General features: G+C 44.0%; 14 protein-coding genes. 9 read left to right on the forward strand and 5 right to left on the reverse strand.

Going from position 1 to position 17,104, the window contains the following annotated elements:
* Window positions 1-111 precede the first annotated feature (111 nt).
* Both mepA and AB4185_RS20935 read left to right on the forward strand, forming a co-directional pair.
* Window positions 112-951: a penicillin-insensitive murein endopeptidase gene (mepA, locus tag AB4185_RS20930; protein ID WP_372135882.1), complete on the forward strand. Its 840-nt coding sequence runs from the start codon at window positions 112-114 to the stop codon at window positions 949-951.
* Between the two features lie 273 nt (window positions 952-1,224).
* Window positions 1,225-1,533 (forward strand): hypothetical protein, encoded by a 309-nt coding sequence (locus tag AB4185_RS20935; RefSeq protein WP_017062536.1) that lies wholly within the window; start codon window positions 1,225-1,227, stop codon window positions 1,531-1,533.
* A gap of 42 nt (window positions 1,534-1,575) precedes the next feature.
* On the opposite strand, the gene AB4185_RS20940 is transcribed toward AB4185_RS20935, so the two are convergent.
* From AB4185_RS20940 to rdgC, 3 genes are all read right to left on the reverse strand, one after another.
* Window positions 1,576-1,830: a YfhL family 4Fe-4S dicluster ferredoxin gene (locus AB4185_RS20940; RefSeq protein ID WP_004735061.1), complete on the reverse strand. Its 255-nt coding sequence runs from the start codon at window positions 1,828-1,830 to the stop codon at window positions 1,576-1,578.
* A 34-nt stretch (window positions 1,831-1,864) separates the two neighbouring features.
* A complete protein-coding gene (gene yegQ, locus AB4185_RS20945) occupies window positions 1,865-3,283 on the reverse strand; it encodes a tRNA 5-hydroxyuridine modification protein YegQ (protein WP_017062848.1) in 1,419 nt (472 codons plus the stop codon).
* A gap of 206 nt (window positions 3,284-3,489) precedes the next feature.
* On the reverse strand, window positions 3,490-4,404 hold the full coding sequence (rdgC, locus tag AB4185_RS20950; protein WP_372135883.1) for a recombination-associated protein RdgC: 915 nt from the start codon (window positions 4,402-4,404) through the stop codon (window positions 3,490-3,492).
* Between the two features lie 194 nt (window positions 4,405-4,598).
* Here rdgC and phoB point away from each other — a divergent pair, with 194 nt between their 5' ends.
* The 3 genes from phoB to AB4185_RS20965 are packed head-to-tail and all read left to right on the forward strand — an operon-like array spanning window position 4,599 to window position 7,594.
* On the forward strand, window positions 4,599-5,288 hold the full coding sequence (gene phoB, locus AB4185_RS20955) for a phosphate regulon transcriptional regulator PhoB (protein WP_004735064.1): 690 nt from the start codon (window positions 4,599-4,601) through the stop codon (window positions 5,286-5,288).
* Between the two features lie 33 nt (window positions 5,289-5,321).
* Window positions 5,322-6,620, forward strand: coding sequence for a phosphate regulon sensor histidine kinase PhoR (phoR, locus tag AB4185_RS20960; RefSeq protein WP_372135884.1), 1,299 nt, complete (start codon window positions 5,322-5,324; stop codon window positions 6,618-6,620).
* Complete coding sequence (locus AB4185_RS20965) at window positions 6,617-7,594, forward strand: PstS family phosphate ABC transporter substrate-binding protein (RefSeq protein WP_372135885.1); 978 nt, start codon at window positions 6,617-6,619, stop codon at window positions 7,592-7,594. The genes phoR and AB4185_RS20965 overlap by 4 nt, the downstream gene beginning before the upstream one ends.
* 76 nt (window positions 7,595-7,670) lie before the next feature.
* Here the strand turns inward: AB4185_RS20965 and ppx are convergent, their stop codons facing one another.
* Both ppx and ppk1 read right to left on the reverse strand, forming a co-directional pair.
* A complete protein-coding gene (gene ppx, locus AB4185_RS20970) occupies window positions 7,671-9,182 on the reverse strand; it encodes an exopolyphosphatase (protein WP_210447367.1) in 1,512 nt (503 codons plus the stop codon).
* Complete coding sequence (ppk1, locus tag AB4185_RS20975) at window positions 9,173-11,269, reverse strand: polyphosphate kinase 1 (RefSeq protein ID WP_372135886.1); 2,097 nt, start codon at window positions 11,267-11,269, stop codon at window positions 9,173-9,175. Before ppk1 ends, ppx begins: the two co-directional genes overlap by 10 nt.
* Window positions 11,270-11,469: 200 nt before the next feature.
* On the opposite strand from ppk1, the gene AB4185_RS20980 reads away from it, so the two are divergent.
* From AB4185_RS20980 to phoU, 4 genes are all read left to right on the forward strand, one after another.
* Entirely contained in the window at window positions 11,470-13,686 is a 2,217-nt protein-coding gene (locus AB4185_RS20980) for an ABC transporter permease subunit (protein ID WP_372135887.1), read from the forward strand.
* Window positions 13,687-13,797: 111 nt separating this feature from the next.
* The gene (pstA, locus tag AB4185_RS20985) at window positions 13,798-15,507 is read left to right on the forward strand and encodes a phosphate ABC transporter permease PstA (protein WP_017066135.1); all 1,710 of its coding nucleotides are present in this window, start codon (window positions 13,798-13,800) and stop codon (window positions 15,505-15,507) included.
* A complete protein-coding gene (gene pstB / locus AB4185_RS20990; RefSeq protein WP_009848269.1) occupies window positions 15,508-16,326 on the forward strand; it encodes a phosphate ABC transporter ATP-binding protein PstB in 819 nt (272 codons plus the stop codon).
* A gap of 74 nt (window positions 16,327-16,400) precedes the next feature.
* The gene (gene phoU, locus AB4185_RS20995; RefSeq protein WP_372135888.1) at window positions 16,401-17,099 is read left to right on the forward strand and encodes a phosphate signaling complex protein PhoU; all 699 of its coding nucleotides are present in this window, start codon (window positions 16,401-16,403) and stop codon (window positions 17,097-17,099) included.
* Window positions 17,100-17,104 lie beyond the last annotated feature (5 nt).

Here is a 17,104-nt window from a genome sequence, read left to right on the forward strand (position 1 = left end):
TACTTTAATTGGTATAATTCACTAGCTACCACCAAAAACTTAAGTACGATATGCACCTAATTCTAAATGGCGACTAATATAATGAGTAAGCGTCAGTAATTTGGGATTATTATGAGGTTCTTTTTTGCACTGGTTGTATTCTTTTGTTCATTTTCTCTATCAGCAACTTCGTGGGAAAAAGAGAGTCACCCTACTAAAAATTCACCCTCATCAATTGGAAGCTATGCCAATGGCTGTCTAGACGGCGCGCAGGCTTTGCCTATTAATGGTTTGGGGTATCAGATCATTCGCCCTCAAAGAGAGCGCTACTATGGCCATACAGAAGTTATAAAGTTTATTGAGAGGTTAGGAGTCACGACCAGCGAGAAGCTCAATACTAATTTATTGATCGGTGATATTTCTCTTCCCAGAGGAGGGCGCTTTTCTTCAGGTCATTCAAGTCATCAAACAGGGTTAGATATTGATATATGGCTAAGGTTAACCAGTAAGAGGTTGTCAGAGAACGAATTAGCTGTGCCTAAACCTGTGAGTGTTGTGGATCTTACCAACTACAAATTGCGTGAATCGAATTGGACCGATGATCATTTTCAAGTTATTCGTTATGCGGCGAAAGATGAAAAAGTGGTGCGTATTTTTGTTCATCCAGTGATCAAGCAAACCCTTTGTGAACAAGAAAACTCTGACGCTAATGATAGAGCTTGGTTAGGCAAAATAAGACCTTGGTGGGGACACCACTCCCACTTCCACGTTCGTTTAAAGTGTCCTGAAGGCAGTTCAAACTGCATAGCTCAAGCGAGCCCTCCTAAAGGTGACGGTTGTGGAGATGAACTTGCAAGTTGGGCTCCAAAGACTGTTCCAGTTCCACCTCCTAAAAAAGTAGCGAAAACTAAGAAAAAGAAAAAAGTTAAAGTGATGCCAAGTCAGTGTTTGGCCTTGATATCGAATAAGTAATCCTGTTCATCGAGGCTTTTTACAGTGGTACTGCCACTGGTTTTGTCGACTCTAAAACTGGAGAAATATCACACTTTTGTCTAGAGTTTATAAACACGAGATTAAGAACATCGTTTGATATTAATAAAAGCAATAACGGTATCAGCAAGGGCGATGGCGAATTTGACAAGGTTTGGTCAGGGATTGAGTGTTTTGGGGTGAAAGATGCGGCTTATATGCAGTATGCGAAATCAGAGTCTGATACCCGTCGATAAATAATTCAAGGATAAGACTATGACTATGATTTGTGCGAAGGAATTTTCAGAATGGTTAAGACATAGGTTCAACGCTGAAAGCTCGGGTATTTCAATTTCAAGAGATGACATCAATCAGCTAACAGGCAGACAACGTTTAGACCCTAGTTTCGTAAATGATGTTCACTATGAATTGATGCAGTATGGAATGGCATTTGTGACCGATACCAGCAGGGAAAACTTTTATCTTGTTCCTATAGCTCAATCAATAAACTGGCGAGAACGACTCGAATATCAATTTGAAAAAGAGCTCTTCTGCAATATTTATCCAATCGGAAAATCAGGATGAAAAAAAAGGTTCAACTTATGGTTAAGTTGAACCTTTCTTCTTTTAGGTCAAGCCTTGAATGATAACAAACTTCTCAAGTAGCTCGTCATCAGTTTCAATATGGTTTGGGTCAGTGATGATGCATTTTGTAATCGGACACACTGACTGGCATGTTGGCTTTTCATAGTGACCTTTACACTCTGTACATAAATCAGGATCGATCTCGAAGATGCTGTCGCCCATAGTGATTGCACCATTTGGGCATTCAGGATCACACATATCGCAGTTTATGCACTTGTCAGTAATTAACAGAGCCATTATTTTCTTCTCAAGTAAGTCGCTTAAGTAAAAATTATTTGCCTGATGCGTTACGTGTATCTTGGCCTTCGCTCAAGTTACGCATCAGCAAGCCGTACTCTAGATCTAGATCTGCTGGTACAGGAATAAATACAAAGTGACCGTTACCTTTCGCATCGTCGACCGCTTCAGATTTGCGGTTTTCCATAACTTCTAGTTTGAAAACAACGTTACCTTTCGGTGTCATCATTTCTAAGCTGTCGCCTACTAGGAACTTGTTCTTCACTTCTACTTCCGCTAGGTCACCACGGCGCTTACCTGTGAACTCACCAACAAACTGTTGAGTGTCAGAGATAGAGTAACCGTACTCGTAGTTTTGGTATGTATCGTGTGTATGGCGACGTAAGAAGCCTTCAGTGTAACCACGGTGAGCTAGGCTCTCTAGTGTACCCATTAGGCTTTCATCGAATGGTTTGCCTGCCACTGCATCGTCAATAGCTTTACGGTAAACCTGAGCAGTACGTGCACAGTAGTAGAAAGACTTAGTACGACCTTCAATCTTCAGAGAGTGAACACCCATCTTCGTTAGGCGCTCAACGTGTTGGATTGCACGAAGGTCTTTTGAGTTCATGATGTAAGTACCATGCTCATCTTCAAACGCTGCCATTTTCTCTTCTGGCTTGTGTGATTCAGAAAGCAGAACCACTTCGTCTGTTGGTTTACCAAGGCCTAGTGTGTTGTCTGGACGCTCATCTTGAACTTCAATGTCTTGCGTTTCTACTTCTTGAATAGCAACACCAGTAGGGTTTGCTTCAACGATCTGACCGTTTTCGTCTTCTTTCGCTGCTTCTGTTTTGTATTCCCAGCGGCAAGCGTTGGTGCAAGTACCTTGGTTTGGATCGCGCTTGTTCATGTAACCAGAAAGCAGACAACGGCCTGAGTAAGCCATGCAAAGAGCTCCGTGAACAAAGATCTCTAGCTCTGTTTCTGGGCAGTGTTCGCGAATCTCTTCGATCTCTTCAAGCGATAGCTCACGAGATAAGATCACACGCTCAACGCCTTGAGTTGACCAGAACTTAACGGTCGCCCAGTTTACTGCGTTTGCTTGAACAGAAAGATGGATTGGCATTTCAGGGAATGCTTCACGAACCATCATGATAAGACCAGGATCTGACATGATAAGCGCGTCAGGGCCCATGTCTACAACTGGTTTGAGGTCGCGAATGAATGTTTTTAATTTAGAGTTGTGCGGCTGAATGTTACATACAACATATAACTTTTTGCCTTGAGCATGAGCTTCATCGATACCGATTTGTAGGTTTTCGTGATTGAACTCGTTGTTACGAACACGAAGGCTGTAACGTGGCTGGCCTGCGTATACTGCATCTGCGCCGTAGGCGAATGCGTAACGCATGTTTTTGAGGCTTCCTGCCGGTGATAATAGTTCAGGTACAAATGGTTTTTGTGTAGTCATTGCTTCGTTCTCTAATCTGATCTCAAGTCAGGTTGATACCACCAAGTGATATCAAAGGGGCGCAAATTTTACGCTAAAATGAGTTTGGTTGATAGCCCTAAAGATAGCAATGACATTAACAAGAGGGTCTAGAGGCAGATATAAGTGAGAACTTAGTGAGAAATAAGCTCAGATACCGTTAGCACCTGAGCCTATAGTTTGACTGATTAAGCGTTAGGGTGAGTTAACCCGCCTAATGATTCAAATAGGTTTGGAAGGAAAACACTGAACTCACCACAAAGTAGAGAGAAGTCCGCATCAAAACGCGCAGCTTGATCTTCACGAGGAATATCGTCGTTTTCGTCTTTGAGCTCATCACTGAATTTTAGGCGTTTGATGCTGCCATCTTCTGCAAGAATGAATTCAATACGGTCTTGCCAGTTGATAAGAAGTTTCGTCACCATCTTATTGGCTTCGATGTGGTTTTTAATCTCATCAGCTTCTAGTTCTTGTTTCTTAACTCGAACAATACCGCCGTCTTCTTGAATAGATTTTAGTTCTGCTTCATCAAGCATAGTGATGCCTTGTGGCGTATCACCTGATTTCACCCATTCTGTAAGAGTCGTTTCGATCGCTTGCTCTGGGATAGCTGGCACTACTGGCAGGCTACCCATTGTCTTACGTAGCAATGCTAATACATCTTCTGCTTTTTTGTAGCTGCTCGCATCAACCACAATGAAACCTTCTTTTGGCATGATCAGCGCGTAAGTGAAGTTGCTGCGGCTGAATGCTCGAGGAAGTAGATCAATGATGATGTCTTCTTTTAGGCTGTCTTTCTCTTTCTTTTTCAGAGGGGTACCAGACTCTGCCTCAAGCGTTTCTACTTTTGCGTTCAATGATTCTTTGATCACAGAAGCGGGTAGCATTTTCTCTTCTTTCTTTGCACAGATAAGAATGCGGTTTTCTGATACGTGCGTCATCATATCGCCATGTCTACCCATTGCGTGTACCCAACCAAACTTCTGTTTGTCTTGGCTACCACAAGGAGTAAAGCGGAATTCTTCAAGTTGTTTCTCTAGCTGATCTGCGTTGAAATCAATATCACGGTTGAAGCGATAGACTAGGCAATTTTTAAACCACATAAATTTTTCTCATACCTTTTTAGAAGTGCTTCATGATATGAGATCTAATTCGATTTGTCCCTAGCTCTGTATCAAAAGTTATAAAGTGAAATGTTTGAGACAGTTATATGAAAATTTGTTTTCAAAGGTCACAAAAGTGTCATAATTAACTCAGATAATGCAATGCGTTGATTAAATACAAAGGCTATTCAATTATGTCGAGAAGGATTCTGGTCGTTGAAGATGAAGCACCTATTCGTGAGATGCTGTGCTTCGTGCTTGAACAAAAAGGCTACCAAGCAGTAGAGGCTGAAGATTACGATACAGCGGTAAACAAGCTATGTGAACCTTTCCCAGATCTAGTATTACTAGATTGGATGCTACCTGGTGGTAGCGGGATAAACTTTATCAAGCACATGAAGCGTGAAGAGTTAACTCGCAACATCCCAGTGGTGATGCTAACGGCTCGTGGCGAAGAAGAAGATAAGGTGCGTGGTTTAGAAGTGGGTGCTGATGATTACATCACCAAGCCATTTTCACCCAAAGAGCTCGTTGCTCGCCTGAAAGCGGTTATCCGCCGTGTAACGCCTACTGCACTAGAAGATGTGATTGATGTACAAGGTCTTAAGCTAGACCCAGTATCTCATCGTGTTACCGCAAGCGAAGGTCCAGTTGATATGGGACCAACAGAGTTCAAAATGCTGCATTTCTTTATGACTCACCAAGAGCGTGTGTACAGCCGAGAGCAGCTGCTTAACAACGTTTGGGGTACCAATGTTTACGTTGAAGACCGAACGGTTGATGTACATATTCGACGCCTGCGTAAAGCGCTTGAGTCTGCAGGTCACGATAAGCTAATCCAAACGGTTCGTGGCGCTGGCTACCGTTTTTCTACAAAGGCTTAATGTGGCTTCGCTGCCCAGTTTACGGAGTCCTGAATGGTTGAAAAGTTAACCTGGAAAAAGCTGGCTTGGGAGCTGGCTTTTTTTTACGCACCATGGGTTTTAGTCGGATGGATATTCGGTTACCTACCTTGGTTGCTGCTGGCTGCTACGGTATTGCAGCTCGGCTGGCATCTACACAACCAAATGCGTTTGTCCGCATGGCTGTGGGATGAGAAGCGTCTAACTCCACCTTCAGGCTCTGGGAACTGGGAATCTCTGTTTAACGGTATTTATCGTATGCAGCAGAGACAGCGTCGCAAACGCAAAGAACTGACTAACCTTATCCGCCGTTTCCGTAACGGTGCAGAATCGCTTCCCGATGCCGTTGTGGTATTTCGTGGAGAAGGGAATATCGTTTGGTGTAACAAGCTAGCTCAGTACTTACTTGGGTTTCGCTGGCCAGACGATTCAGGACAACCGATTTCTAACTTGATCCGCACGCCGGACTTCATCAAGTATCTTAATAAACAAGATTTTTCAGAACCGTTAGAGATGCCTTCGCCACTTAACGTGGAACGTATGCTTGAGCTTCGTATCGTGCCGTATACCGAGGGTGAACACCTGATGGTGGTACGTGATGTTACTCAGCTAAAACAGCTAGAAGGCATGCGTCGTAACTTCTTTGCTAACGTTTCTCACGAGCTACGTACTCCTATGACCGTACTTCAGGGCTACCTTGAAATGACGGAAGATCCAGACATGGTCGTTGGGCCTATGTGGCCTAAGGCTCATGGTGTGATGACTGAGCAATTGAATCGCATGAACAGTCTGGTCAATCAGCTATTAACACTTTCAAAAATCGAAGCTGCGCCGATGCATGAGCTCGATGAAGTGGTGAACGTTCCGGCGATGCTTGAGGTTCTTGAGAAAGAAGCGGCGAGCCTTAGCGGTGAGCGCGAGCATAAGCTTGAGTTTGATATCGATAAGAGCCTACGAGTTCTTGCCGATGAAGACCAATTGAGAAGTGCGATATCGAATTTGGTTTATAACGCGGTTAAATACACACCCGCAGGTGCAACGGTCAAAGTGCGTTGGTATCAAACCAGTCAAGGCGCGTGTTTGGATGTGTCAGACACCGGAGACGGTATTGAACCACAACACTTACATCGACTCACAGAACGTTTTTACCGTGTTGATAAAGCGCGTTCACGCGATACTGGTGGTAGTGGTCTTGGGTTAGCGATTGTGAAGCATGCGCTTAGCCATCATGACTCACATTTAGAAATTCAAAGTGAAGTTGGCGTTGGTAGCCGATTCCATTTCACGCTACCTAATCGATTGACCGTGTCATGAATTTTTTGACTCGCAGGATGCGTTTACCCGTAAGCTTGTTGTTAACATTTGCTTTGGTTAACCCCGTTCATGCCGAGCAGGGTGTCGACTCACTTCCTGATTACGCTAAGGTGCCGGGTATTTCAGGGAGCCTATTGTCTGTTGGTTCGGATACCTTGGCGGGTATGACGACATTATGGATGGAAGAGTTCAAGTCTTACTACCCGAATGTGAACGCTCAAGTTCAAGCTTCTGGTTCTTCTACTGCCCCTCCTGCTTTAACGGAAGGCACTGCTCACCTTGGACCAATGAGTCGTCCAATGCGCCTACGAGAAGTCGAAGCGTTTGAAAGAGAGCATGGCTATAAGCCGACAGCACTGAGAGTCGCTATCGATGCGATTGGACTTTTTGTGCATCGTGATAACCCTATTGAAGGGCTCAACTTTCACCAGATTGACAGTATATTCTCAGAGACATTGCGTTGCGGAGCGACTAAGCCGCTAAATAATTGGCAAGATTTGGGCATTGACCAACCGTGGGCAAAACATCGATTTCAACTGTTTGGTCGCAATTCTGTATCGGGGACTTATGGATACTTCAAACAGAATGCACTGTGCGGCGGTGACTTTAAAAATCGTGTGAATGAGCAACCTGGTTCGGCTTCAGTCGTTCAGTCGGTCGCTTCATCCATCAGTGGGATTGGCTACTCGGGCATTGGCTACCGCGTAGCAGGTGTTAAGCTGATTCCTATTGCAGAGCACGGCTCTAATTATGTTGAGCCTACGCGTGAGAATATCTTGAGTGGTGATTACCCTCTATCTCGTTTTCTCTATGTGTATGTGAATAAGCATCCGGATAAACCACTTTCTCCGGTTGAGAGAGAGTTCCTTACTTTTGTATTCTCAAAGCAGGGACAAGAGCTTGTAGAAAAAGATGGTTATTTAGCGATACCGTCTGAGTTCGCAGAGCAAGAATTGGCAAAAGTCGGGCTCTAATTCAGGCTACGACAAACTTAGAAAAAAACGTATGAACAGCTTGCGCGTCGCAAGCTGTTTTTATTTTGACTGTTCGTTATTTTAGCTGCAACGACCATTCTGCATTTTTCCAACGTTGTTGCTCTTCTCTGAGCTCATAATCAAGCAGTTGGTTTTGGGCCAACCAATCGCTGTTAGTTCCTTTCAATTCCCAGTTATCCTGTTGTTCAATCGTTAGAGTCACGTCTGGGGCCAGTGCTTGATTTCGCTGACGGTTGAGTAAGATAGCGAGTCTCAATATACGAATCAGCAGGGTGACTTGTTGCTGAGTAAACAGAGAAAGTTCCGGCAAATCTTGTAGTTTGAGCGCTTTTCTTTGATAGCGAACCAATGCTGATATAAGGCGTTGTTGCTCAGTATTAAAGCCTGGCATTGTCGTATGCTTAAGCAGATAAGCCGAATGGCGGTGATAGCCTTGGAATGCAATGCTTTGTCCTACCTCATGAAGTACTGCAGCCCAACCAAGCAGATCATACAGCTCATTAGTGACCGCAGTTGTCACTTGAGGCTGTACTTGTTTCAGCAATGAAAGAGCGAGCACTTTCACTTTCTCGCCATGAGTTACGTCTACATGGTATCGAGAGACGAGCGTTTCGGCAGTTCTTGTTCGAATATCAATATCTTTAAACCTATCCTCCATGTCATAAAGAACGCCTTCTCTCAGGGCACCATCAGAAAAATGTAACTCCTTGATGTCTAGCGTATCCATTGCTGCTGAAAGAATGGTGACGCCTGCAGCAAACACAGGCTTTCTCTCATCACTTAAGCCTGAAAGATTTACGGTGTTGGATGATGAAAACTCACATAAGTGATTCTTTAAATAGGACAGGCGTTGGGGCGTAATGAGACCATCGGTGAACCCTAAGCCAATGAGTACTTCTTTTATTGATTTCGTGGTACCAGATGAGCCAAAAGCGATTTCCCAAGGGGCTTTTGTGTATTCTTCAATCAATGGCATCAATAGACGAGTAGCTGCGGTATAAGCATCTGAGAAGTGTCGCGAAGTTAGCCCTTCGTCAGCAAAGAAACGTTGAGTGAAGTTGACGCATCCCATCGGTAAACTGCGCATAATTAGAGGAGTAAAGCCTTGTCCGGCGACGAGTTCCGTACTCCCTCCACCGATATCAATAACCAACTTAGATTCAGAAGCGGTTTGAGTGTGTTCTGCTCCGTTATAGATTATTCGAGCTTCTTCTTGACCGGAAATGATCTCTATTGGAAAAGGAAACAGTGGCTTGGCTTGCTCTAAGAAGTCTTTAGCGTTTTTGGCTTTTCTTAGGGTATGAGTCGCAACAACTCTGACATCATCAAGCTCAAAATCCGCCAGTCGTTCTGCGAACACCTTGAGGCATTCTAGGCCTCGCTCGATAGCGCTTTCAGATAGGACGTTACGTTCATCCAATCCATCACCTAATCTCACTTTCTGTTTGTGTCTGCTGACTAATTGCAGGTGTTGATCGAATACTCGGGCAACCACCATGTGAAAGCTGTTCGAACCCAAGTCGATAGCGGCAATACATCGAGAATGTTTGTTATCAATTAGCGGCATGATTTCTTCTCTTGTTTGTACTTCTTGCGAGCAAGTTTCTCCATACGTTTAATATAGTGGTAAGTGGAGAGTTGTGACGTCGGGTAATCAAGTAGGTTTGCTGGTGGTTGTGTGTAAGAGTTGCTCATCGCTTGGTCTAGCACTCGAGCTTTGTTGCTGTCATCGAAATGAAACTCGGTGATATCGATAATGGTTTGCTTGATCTTTGGATCTAAAATTGGAGCTGCAACTTCGATGCGGTGATCAAAATTTCGTGTCATCCAGTCAGCGGAAGATATATAGACCTTCGGCTTTCCAGCGTTACCAAATATCATCACTCTCGGATGTTCGAGGAAACGATCGACCACACTGACTATCTCAATATGATCACTGATGTTGGGTATGCCAGGGACAAGAGAGCACATGCCGCGAATGACCATTCTCACTTTTACATTGGCTTGGCTAGCCTGATAGAGCTTTTCAATGATCTCTCGATCGACCAAGTTGTTGAGTTTTAGAGTGATGCTTGCAGGCTTGTTCTCCATCGCGTTTTGTATTTCATTATCTATCAACTGATACAGACGTTTTCTTGTATTCTTCGGTGACACAATCAGTTGTTTGAACTGTGATTTTTGATAAGGGTTTTCAATATATTTAAAGACTTGTCTCACCTCTTGGGTCAAATCTTCATTCGCAGTGAGCAGAGAAAAATCGGTATACACGCGTGCTGTTACTTCATGAAAGTTACCGGTGCCAATATGGGCGTAATGCGCCGTATGCTTGCCTTCTTTCCGTTTAATGAGCAGCAGTTTGGAGTGGACTTTCAAACTTGGGATGCCATGGATGACTTTTATACCGGCTTCTTGAAGTTTCTTTGTCCACTGAATATTGGCTTGTTCATCAAAGCGAGCTTGCAGCTCGACAACCACTGTGACCTTTTTTCCATTGTGTGCCGCATCGATGATTGAGCTAAGGAGTTTGGAGCCTTCTGCAACACGGTAAACGTTTATTTTTATGGAGGTTACTTTCGGGTCAAAGGAAGCCTGCCTCACGAGCTCAGTGATGTGATTAAAGGTGTGATAAGGGTAATGCAACAAGATGTCACGAGCTTTGATCGCTTCAAAATAGTTTGGATGGTGGCTAAAATGCGCGCACTTAATCGCGGGTAAAGGGCGATTAACTAAATCACGTCGGTTAAGGCTTGGGAACTCAGAGAAATGTTTGAAGTTATGATAGCGACCACCTGCGATGACACTGTCATAGTCAGACAGTTTAAGTCTGACTTGTAAGAAGTTGAGCATTTCAGTTGGCATTTCAGATTCATAGATCAGACGTATCGGCAGTGCCGTTAAGCGCTGTTCTAAACCTAAAGACATCGATTCTAATAGGTTATTTTCATTGTCCTCTTGCAGATCATAATCGGCATCACGTGTCATTTTTATCGCAAAACAACGCAATGAGTCATACTCAAAGAATCCTTTAAGTAAGTCATCCAAACAAAATCGAACTATATTATCTAACAAGATCAAAGTTGTACGCTGCGAACCCGAAGTTTCCGGTAACTTAACAAATCGAGGGAGTGCTTCTGATGGGATTTCGAGTAAGACATATTGAGATGATGCATCACGCTCGATGTCGATGGCTAAGTAACTTTGTTCATCTTTGAGAATATTAAGTAACTGGCTATCTTCGTTCAAGAGAATCGGAGTTAAGTGTGGCAGCACTTTTTTCTTAAAGTACTTTTTTATCCAGCCACTTTGTTCTTCGCTGATTTGTTGTTCGTTGACCAGAAAAATACGATTGCGTACCAATTCCAATAGCAAGTCGTTATACAGTTCATGGAATTGAGCATCGAGCTTGCTTGCTTTGCTCTGCATTTTAGTCAGTAGGCTTTTCGGCGAGTTGGAGGTTAGCTGTGGATCTTGAAGTAAGATCTTTCGCTTCACATCAGCAAATCGGACTTTGTAAAACTCATCGAGGTTTTTCGAGTAAATACCTAAAAAACGAACTCTTTCGATTAAGGGGACTGACTTATCTGCCGCTTCTTGGAGCACTCTTTCGTTGAAGGATAACCAGCTAAGTTCTTTTGTGACATAGTCTTTTTCCATCGAGATGAGAATCCTTGAGTACTGGCTATAGAGCTGATTACTTTAAATTAGAATGGCAAAATGCACAAAATCTATGATCTTACTTTAAGAAATATGGCTAACAAACTTGTTATTAGTTTCAGTTGTTTAACGTAACTTGTAATATAATTGTCATCTAACGTACATATTATGTCAGTAGCTAAAAAAAGGTAGATAAACAGATGGCTTCAGCCCAATTTTCATTGAAAGAGCGCGACAAAAAAAGATGGTTGAAAGATCGTCTCGTCCGTTTTTCGGTGACATGCGGCGCGGTCAGTGTTCTAGCTGCCCTAGTATTGATCTTTGTTTACTTGGCAATGGTCATTTTACCAGTATTTTCAGATACTGGTTTAGAGACAGACCAAGCCGTGAAGACCGTTGCCGTAGAAAAGCCTATCGTCTTATCGGTTGATGAATATGGTCAGCATGCATTTACTATCGAAAAATCTGGCTTGGTACAGTTTTGGGACTTAGAGTCTCAAAATACACACTCTTACTTTGAGCGTGATATTGTAGCCAACCCCATCGCCTTTTCTCGAAATACCCCATCTGAAAATTGGTTTGCCTTTGCCGACAGCGCAAGCAATCTTACTTTTTTCTATCCTGAGTATAGTGCGCCTGTGCTGAAAAAGGGCAGCGAAGCCGAGCCTAAAATTGAGCAAATCACTCTCCCTGAACCGTTTTTAAATGATGAGTCATCAAATGAGGCAACGATCGACAAATTCGCGTTCTCTAAAAATGGACGTGGAATTACGGTTGTCGCTCAGTTAAGTGACCAACGAGTCTTGGTTAAGTGGTATCAGAGTGACCTTACTGGTCAGTATGTTTTTCAGAAGAGCCAATGGCTATCGGATAAGTTGGGCTTGCAGCAGCAACTGCTTGTCACACCTGATGGGCAAACCTTATACCTACGAGCACAATCGGATTTGGTTGTTTTGAAACTATCAGATAACGGTTTTGATGTTCGTGAAGTGATTGATCTTAGCTTAAATGATGCGAAGCATTCCGTGAAAAGCATCGATTTATTGTCTGGCGCATACTCGTTGTTGGTTACGCATGAGGACGGACAGGTTTCTCAATGGTTCGATGTACTCAAAGATGAAAAGCGTAGCCTGACCCATATTCGAGACTTCCAACTTGCTGAACAAGTGCAATTTATTCTTCCTGATACTTATAGAAAGGGTTTTTATAGCTTCTATAAGAACGGCACATTACAAAGCCACTATACGACCAGTGAAAAGCTGTCGCTGTTCGAGCGTGCATTTGATAAATCACCACAATTAGCGGCTATGTCTGCCAATGAACTGCATCTGGCGACGCTGATTGATGGCACCATCAGTGTGGCTAAGGTCGATAATGAATACCCGCAAATATCATTCTCATCGCTTTGGCAAAAAGTCTGGTACGAAAGCTACCCTGAGCCACAATATGTTTGGCAATCAACCTCGGCGAATGATGACTTTGAAGAGAAATTCAGTTTAGTACCCATTACGTTCGGTACCATTAAGGCCGCTCTGTTTGCGATGATGTTTGCCGTGCCGGTTGCTGTGCTCGGAGCCATTTACACCGCATACTTCATGTCTCCACGCATGCGAAGAGTGGTGAAGCCTTCGATAGAACTGATGGAAGCACTTCCGACCGTGATCATCGGATTCTTGGCCGGGCTTTGGTTTGCTCCAATTGTCGAAACGCATTTAACGGCCGTCTTCTCATTAATGGTGTTATTACCGTTGAGTACATTGTTGACGGGGTTAGTTTGGTTCTGCTTACCGAAGATGGTGACGAGTCGTTTCTCTAACGGTTGGCATGCCCTAATATTGATCCCGGTATTGGTGATTACGGTGGTGGCTGTCTTTGCTGGTGGAAACAGCATTGAAGCCTTGTTGTTTGGTGGTGATATTCGTACTTTCTTAGCGAGTTATGGCATCGACTTTGACCAACGCAATGCGCTGGTGGTTGGTTTTGCTATGGGCTTTGCGGTCATCCCAACGATTTTCACTATTGCTGAAGATGCTATTTTCTCTGTACCTAAACATTTATCTGATGGCTCATTAGCGTTGGGTGCGACGGCGTGGCAGACGCTTATTTATGTGGTGTTATTGACGGCGAGTCCAGGTATCTTTTCAGCGGTTATGATGGGCCTAGGTCGAGCGGTTGGCGAAACCATGATCGTCTTGATGGCGACAGGTAACACTCCAATTCTTGACTGGAATATTTTGGAAGGGATGAGAACCTTATCGGCAACGATTGCTGTTGAGCTACCAGAATCAGAAGTAGGCGGTTCTCATTTCCGCTTGCTGTTCTTGGCTGCACTCTTGCTGTTTATCTTTACATTCGCGGTGAACTCAGTTGCTGAGTGGGTTAGACAAAGACTGAGAGATAAATATCGTGCGCTGTAGTTTTAAAGGTTTGCCTCAATGTGTATCAATGGCTTTTAGTGGCTTGACTAGCGTGTCTCTTGATCTTTGCAGCTCCTTGATTTCAGCACGCCAAGAGCAAGGTCGATCATGATGAATAAACTGAAGTCATTATTATCTTGGGTTAAATCGGGCTCTCCGTGGATCTGGCTTACGGGCGGGGCGGTGAGCATCAGTATGCTTTCTGTTCTTGGCCTAATGCTGCTGATTGGTTGGAAGGGCTTAACCTATTTTTGGCCCGCACCTTTGTATCAATGGCAAGTTGACTCCAAAGACTTATCGCTAGTGGTCGATCTTGACGAAACCGTATCAAAACAAGATGTATTGGTTGGTCAGTTATATGAACGAAAATACATCCCGATAGAGCAAGTTCCACAAGTCCATGACCTTTTGTCTCCTCAAAATTTGTCGACTGGGCTGATACAGCGCTTAAGCATCAAAGTTGCTAACAGAGAACTGTACCCTGCGGACTTTGTTTCTATTCTGGATGTTAACTTACGTGAACCCACTACCCCGCTTGATTGGGTTGTGATTGAACGAAGTCGAGGTGGTTATTTCTTTGGTAAGCCGGTGGGTTTTAAAACCGCTTCTGGCACCTTTGATTCGAACATAGACCAAAAGCTCGAACAAGGCTTGGCGTTCGCTGATGCGCTACGTAAAGAAACGTCGCGTGTCGTGAACCAAGAAATTCGTAATATCAGCTGGCAATTGGAAAACCTGCGCTTAGAAAAGCGTAAGCTTGAACTCAATGAGTCAGTGAGTGATGAATACCTTACAACCTATACTCAAACTAAACTGGAATTAAACCGCCAGTTAGGTGAAGCCGAAGTTAAGCTTGAGCACCTTAGAACGCAACTTAATGTCGAAAGCTTGCTGGTTGAGGATATGACAGGCGAGCTGGTCGAGATCTCGCTCAGCCACATTCTGGATTATTGGTACCCAAATAATATGTCTTACCTAGAAAAGGTTGGGCACTGGGGCAAACAAGTTTGGAAATTCTTATCAGAGAACCCACGAGACTCAAACTCTGAAGGCGGTGTATTCCCTGCCATTTTCGGTACAGTACTGTTGGTTATTCTCATGTCGATCGTCGTGATGCCTCTTGGCGTGGTCGCTGCGATATATCTTCATGAATACGCAAAAAACAACGCACTAACACGTTTAATTCGTATCGCCGTGATTAACTTGGCGGGTGTACCGTCGATTGTGTATGGCGTTTTTGGTTTAGGCTTTTTCGTCTATACCATTGGTGGCTCGATTGATACGTTGTTCTATGCAGAGCGATTGCCAGCACCGACATTTGGTACGCCGGGTCTACTTTGGTCAGCACTAACCTTAGCGGTCTTGACGCTTCCAGTCGTTATCGTAACCACGGAAGAGGGCTTAACGCGTATTCCTAGTGCAGTGAGGCACGGTTCATTAGCGCTTGGTGCGACTCAATTTGAGACGCTTTGGCGCATTGTTTTACCGATGGCAAGCCCAGCGATTATCACTGGTTTAATTTTGGCAATCGCGAGAGCCGCGGGGGAAGTTGCACCACTTATGCTGGTGGGTGTTGTTAAATTGGCATCTAGCTTGCCAGTCGATGGTCAGTTTCCGTATTTACACTTAGATAGAAAGTTCATGCATTTAGGCTTTCATATCTATGATGTTGGTTTTCAAACCTCTAATATCGAAGCGGCACGACCTTTAGTGTATGCGACTTCATTTTTATTGGTTACGGTGATTGTTGGGTTGAACTTAACAGCCATCAATATCCGTAATAACTTGCGTGAAAAATACCGAACCTTAGGACAAGATTAGATGTTCTCGATTAATGAAACCTTGGGTTACCAAGCACCACTTGATGTTCACAATCTGAAGGATGAGCAAATTGCTATCTCGATCGAAGGGCTAAATCTTTACTATAAAGAGAGCCAAGCACTTGATGATATCTCGATGCAGATCCCGAAGGGGCAGGTGACGGCGTTTATCGGCCCTTCTGGGTGTGGTAAGTCGACTCTGCTGCGCTGCATTAATCGCATGAACGATCTTGTTGAAGGCTGTAAGGTTTCCGGGAAAGTGAAGCTTCATGGCAAGAACGTCTATCACCCTAAGGTGGATGTTGCGACCTTACGACGCCGTGTGGGTATGGTATTCCAGCGTCCAAACCCTTTTCCTAAATCTATTTATGAGAATGTGGTTTATGGCTTGAGGCTACAAGGCGTTAGCAACAGCCGAGACCTTGATGATGCGGTTGAACGCTCTCTGCGCGCTGCTGCGTTATGGGATGAAGTGAAAGATCGGTTGCATGAGAATGCTTTTGGTTTATCTGGCGGTCAACAGCAGCGTTTGGTTATCGCTCGTGCGGTTGCGATTGAGCCTGAAGTGCTGTTGTTAGATGAGCCGACATCGGCACTCGATCCGATTTCTACTTTGACGATTGAAGAGTTGATCAACGATCTCAAAACGCAATACACAGTGGTGATTGTTACCCACAACATGCAACAAGCCGCGCGTGTAAGTGACCATACTGCCTTTATTCATATGGGAAAATTGATCGAGTACTCAGATACGGACTCAATTTTTACGTCTCCATTGAAAAACCAGACGGAAGACTACATTACTGGTAGATATGGCTAACCTCTCCAAAGGTGTCATCTAGAGCTAAGTCACTCTACAAAAATGGCTTTCTTCATTTCTTTCAAGGAGCAAGTATGCATTTCGGTCGCCACATTTCAGGGCAATTCAATGTCGAGTTAGAATCGATCCGTACTCATGTATTGACCATGGGCGGGTTAGTGGAGCAGCAACTCTCGTTTGCAATGCAGGCGCTTCATAAAGACGATGTTGAATTGGCCAAAAAAGTGATTCGTGATGACCACAAAGTGAATGCGATGGAAGTGTCGATTGATGAGGCTTGTACTCGAATCATTGCAAAGCGTCAGCCGACAGCGAAGGATCTGCGTTTGATTATGGCGATCATCAAAACGATTACCGATCTGGAACGTATTGGCGATGTTGCTTCTAAAATTGCGCAAGGTGCTATTGAGATCCCTTCAACCAAAGAGCAAAAATGCCATGTTTCGTTAGAGCCTCTTTGCCGTCAGGCAATCACCATGCTTCACCAAGTGTTAGATGCTTTTGCTCGTATGGATGTTGATGCGGCTGCTGAAGTTCACAAACTTGATGATAAGTTGGATGCGGAATACGAAGCCGTTATTCGTCAGTTAATGACCTATATGATGGAAGACCCTAAGAACATCCCTAATATTTTGCAGGTGATGTGGTCAGCTCGTGCGATTGAGCGAGTGGGAGACCGCTGCCAAAATATCTGCGAATACATTATTTACTTTGTGAAGGGTAAAGATGTACGTCACCTCGGTGATCAAAGCCTTGATGACGCACTAAAATAGAGCTT

The sequence above is a fragment of the Vibrio sp. 10N.286.48.F5 genome (assembly GCF_041469785.1).
GTDB lineage: Bacteria > Pseudomonadota > Gammaproteobacteria > Enterobacterales > Vibrionaceae > Vibrio > Vibrio crassostreae_C.

Coding starts and splice junctions, on each gene's coding strand:
- mepA (WP_372135882.1), top strand. CDS start 112: ATGAGGTTCTTTTTTGCACTGGTTGTATTCTTTTGTTCATTTTCTCTA.
- AB4185_RS20935 (WP_017062536.1), top strand. CDS start 1,225: ATGACTATGATTTGTGCGAAGGAATTTTCAGAATGGTTAAGACATAGG.
- AB4185_RS20940 (WP_004735061.1), bottom strand. CDS start 1,830: ATGGCTCTGTTAATTACTGACAAGTGCATAAACTGCGATATGTGTGAT.
- yegQ (WP_017062848.1), bottom strand. CDS start 3,283: ATGACTACACAAAAACCATTTGTACCTGAACTATTATCACCGGCAGGA.
- rdgC (WP_372135883.1), bottom strand. CDS start 4,404: ATGTGGTTTAAAAATTGCCTAGTCTATCGCTTCAACCGTGATATTGAT.
- phoB (WP_004735064.1), top strand. CDS start 4,599: ATGTCGAGAAGGATTCTGGTCGTTGAAGATGAAGCACCTATTCGTGAG.
- phoR (WP_372135884.1), top strand. CDS start 5,322: ATGGTTGAAAAGTTAACCTGGAAAAAGCTGGCTTGGGAGCTGGCTTTT.
- AB4185_RS20965 (WP_372135885.1), top strand. CDS start 6,617: ATGAATTTTTTGACTCGCAGGATGCGTTTACCCGTAAGCTTGTTGTTA.
- ppx (WP_210447367.1), bottom strand. CDS start 9,182: ATGCCGCTAATTGATAACAAACATTCTCGATGTATTGCCGCTATCGAC.
- ppk1 (WP_372135886.1), bottom strand. CDS start 11,269: ATGGAAAAAGACTATGTCACAAAAGAACTTAGCTGGTTATCCTTCAAC.
- AB4185_RS20980 (WP_372135887.1), top strand. CDS start 11,470: ATGGCTTCAGCCCAATTTTCATTGAAAGAGCGCGACAAAAAAAGATGG.
- pstA (WP_017066135.1), top strand. CDS start 13,798: ATGAATAAACTGAAGTCATTATTATCTTGGGTTAAATCGGGCTCTCCG.
- pstB (WP_009848269.1), top strand. CDS start 15,508: ATGTTCTCGATTAATGAAACCTTGGGTTACCAAGCACCACTTGATGTT.
- phoU (WP_372135888.1), top strand. CDS start 16,401: ATGCATTTCGGTCGCCACATTTCAGGGCAATTCAATGTCGAGTTAGAA.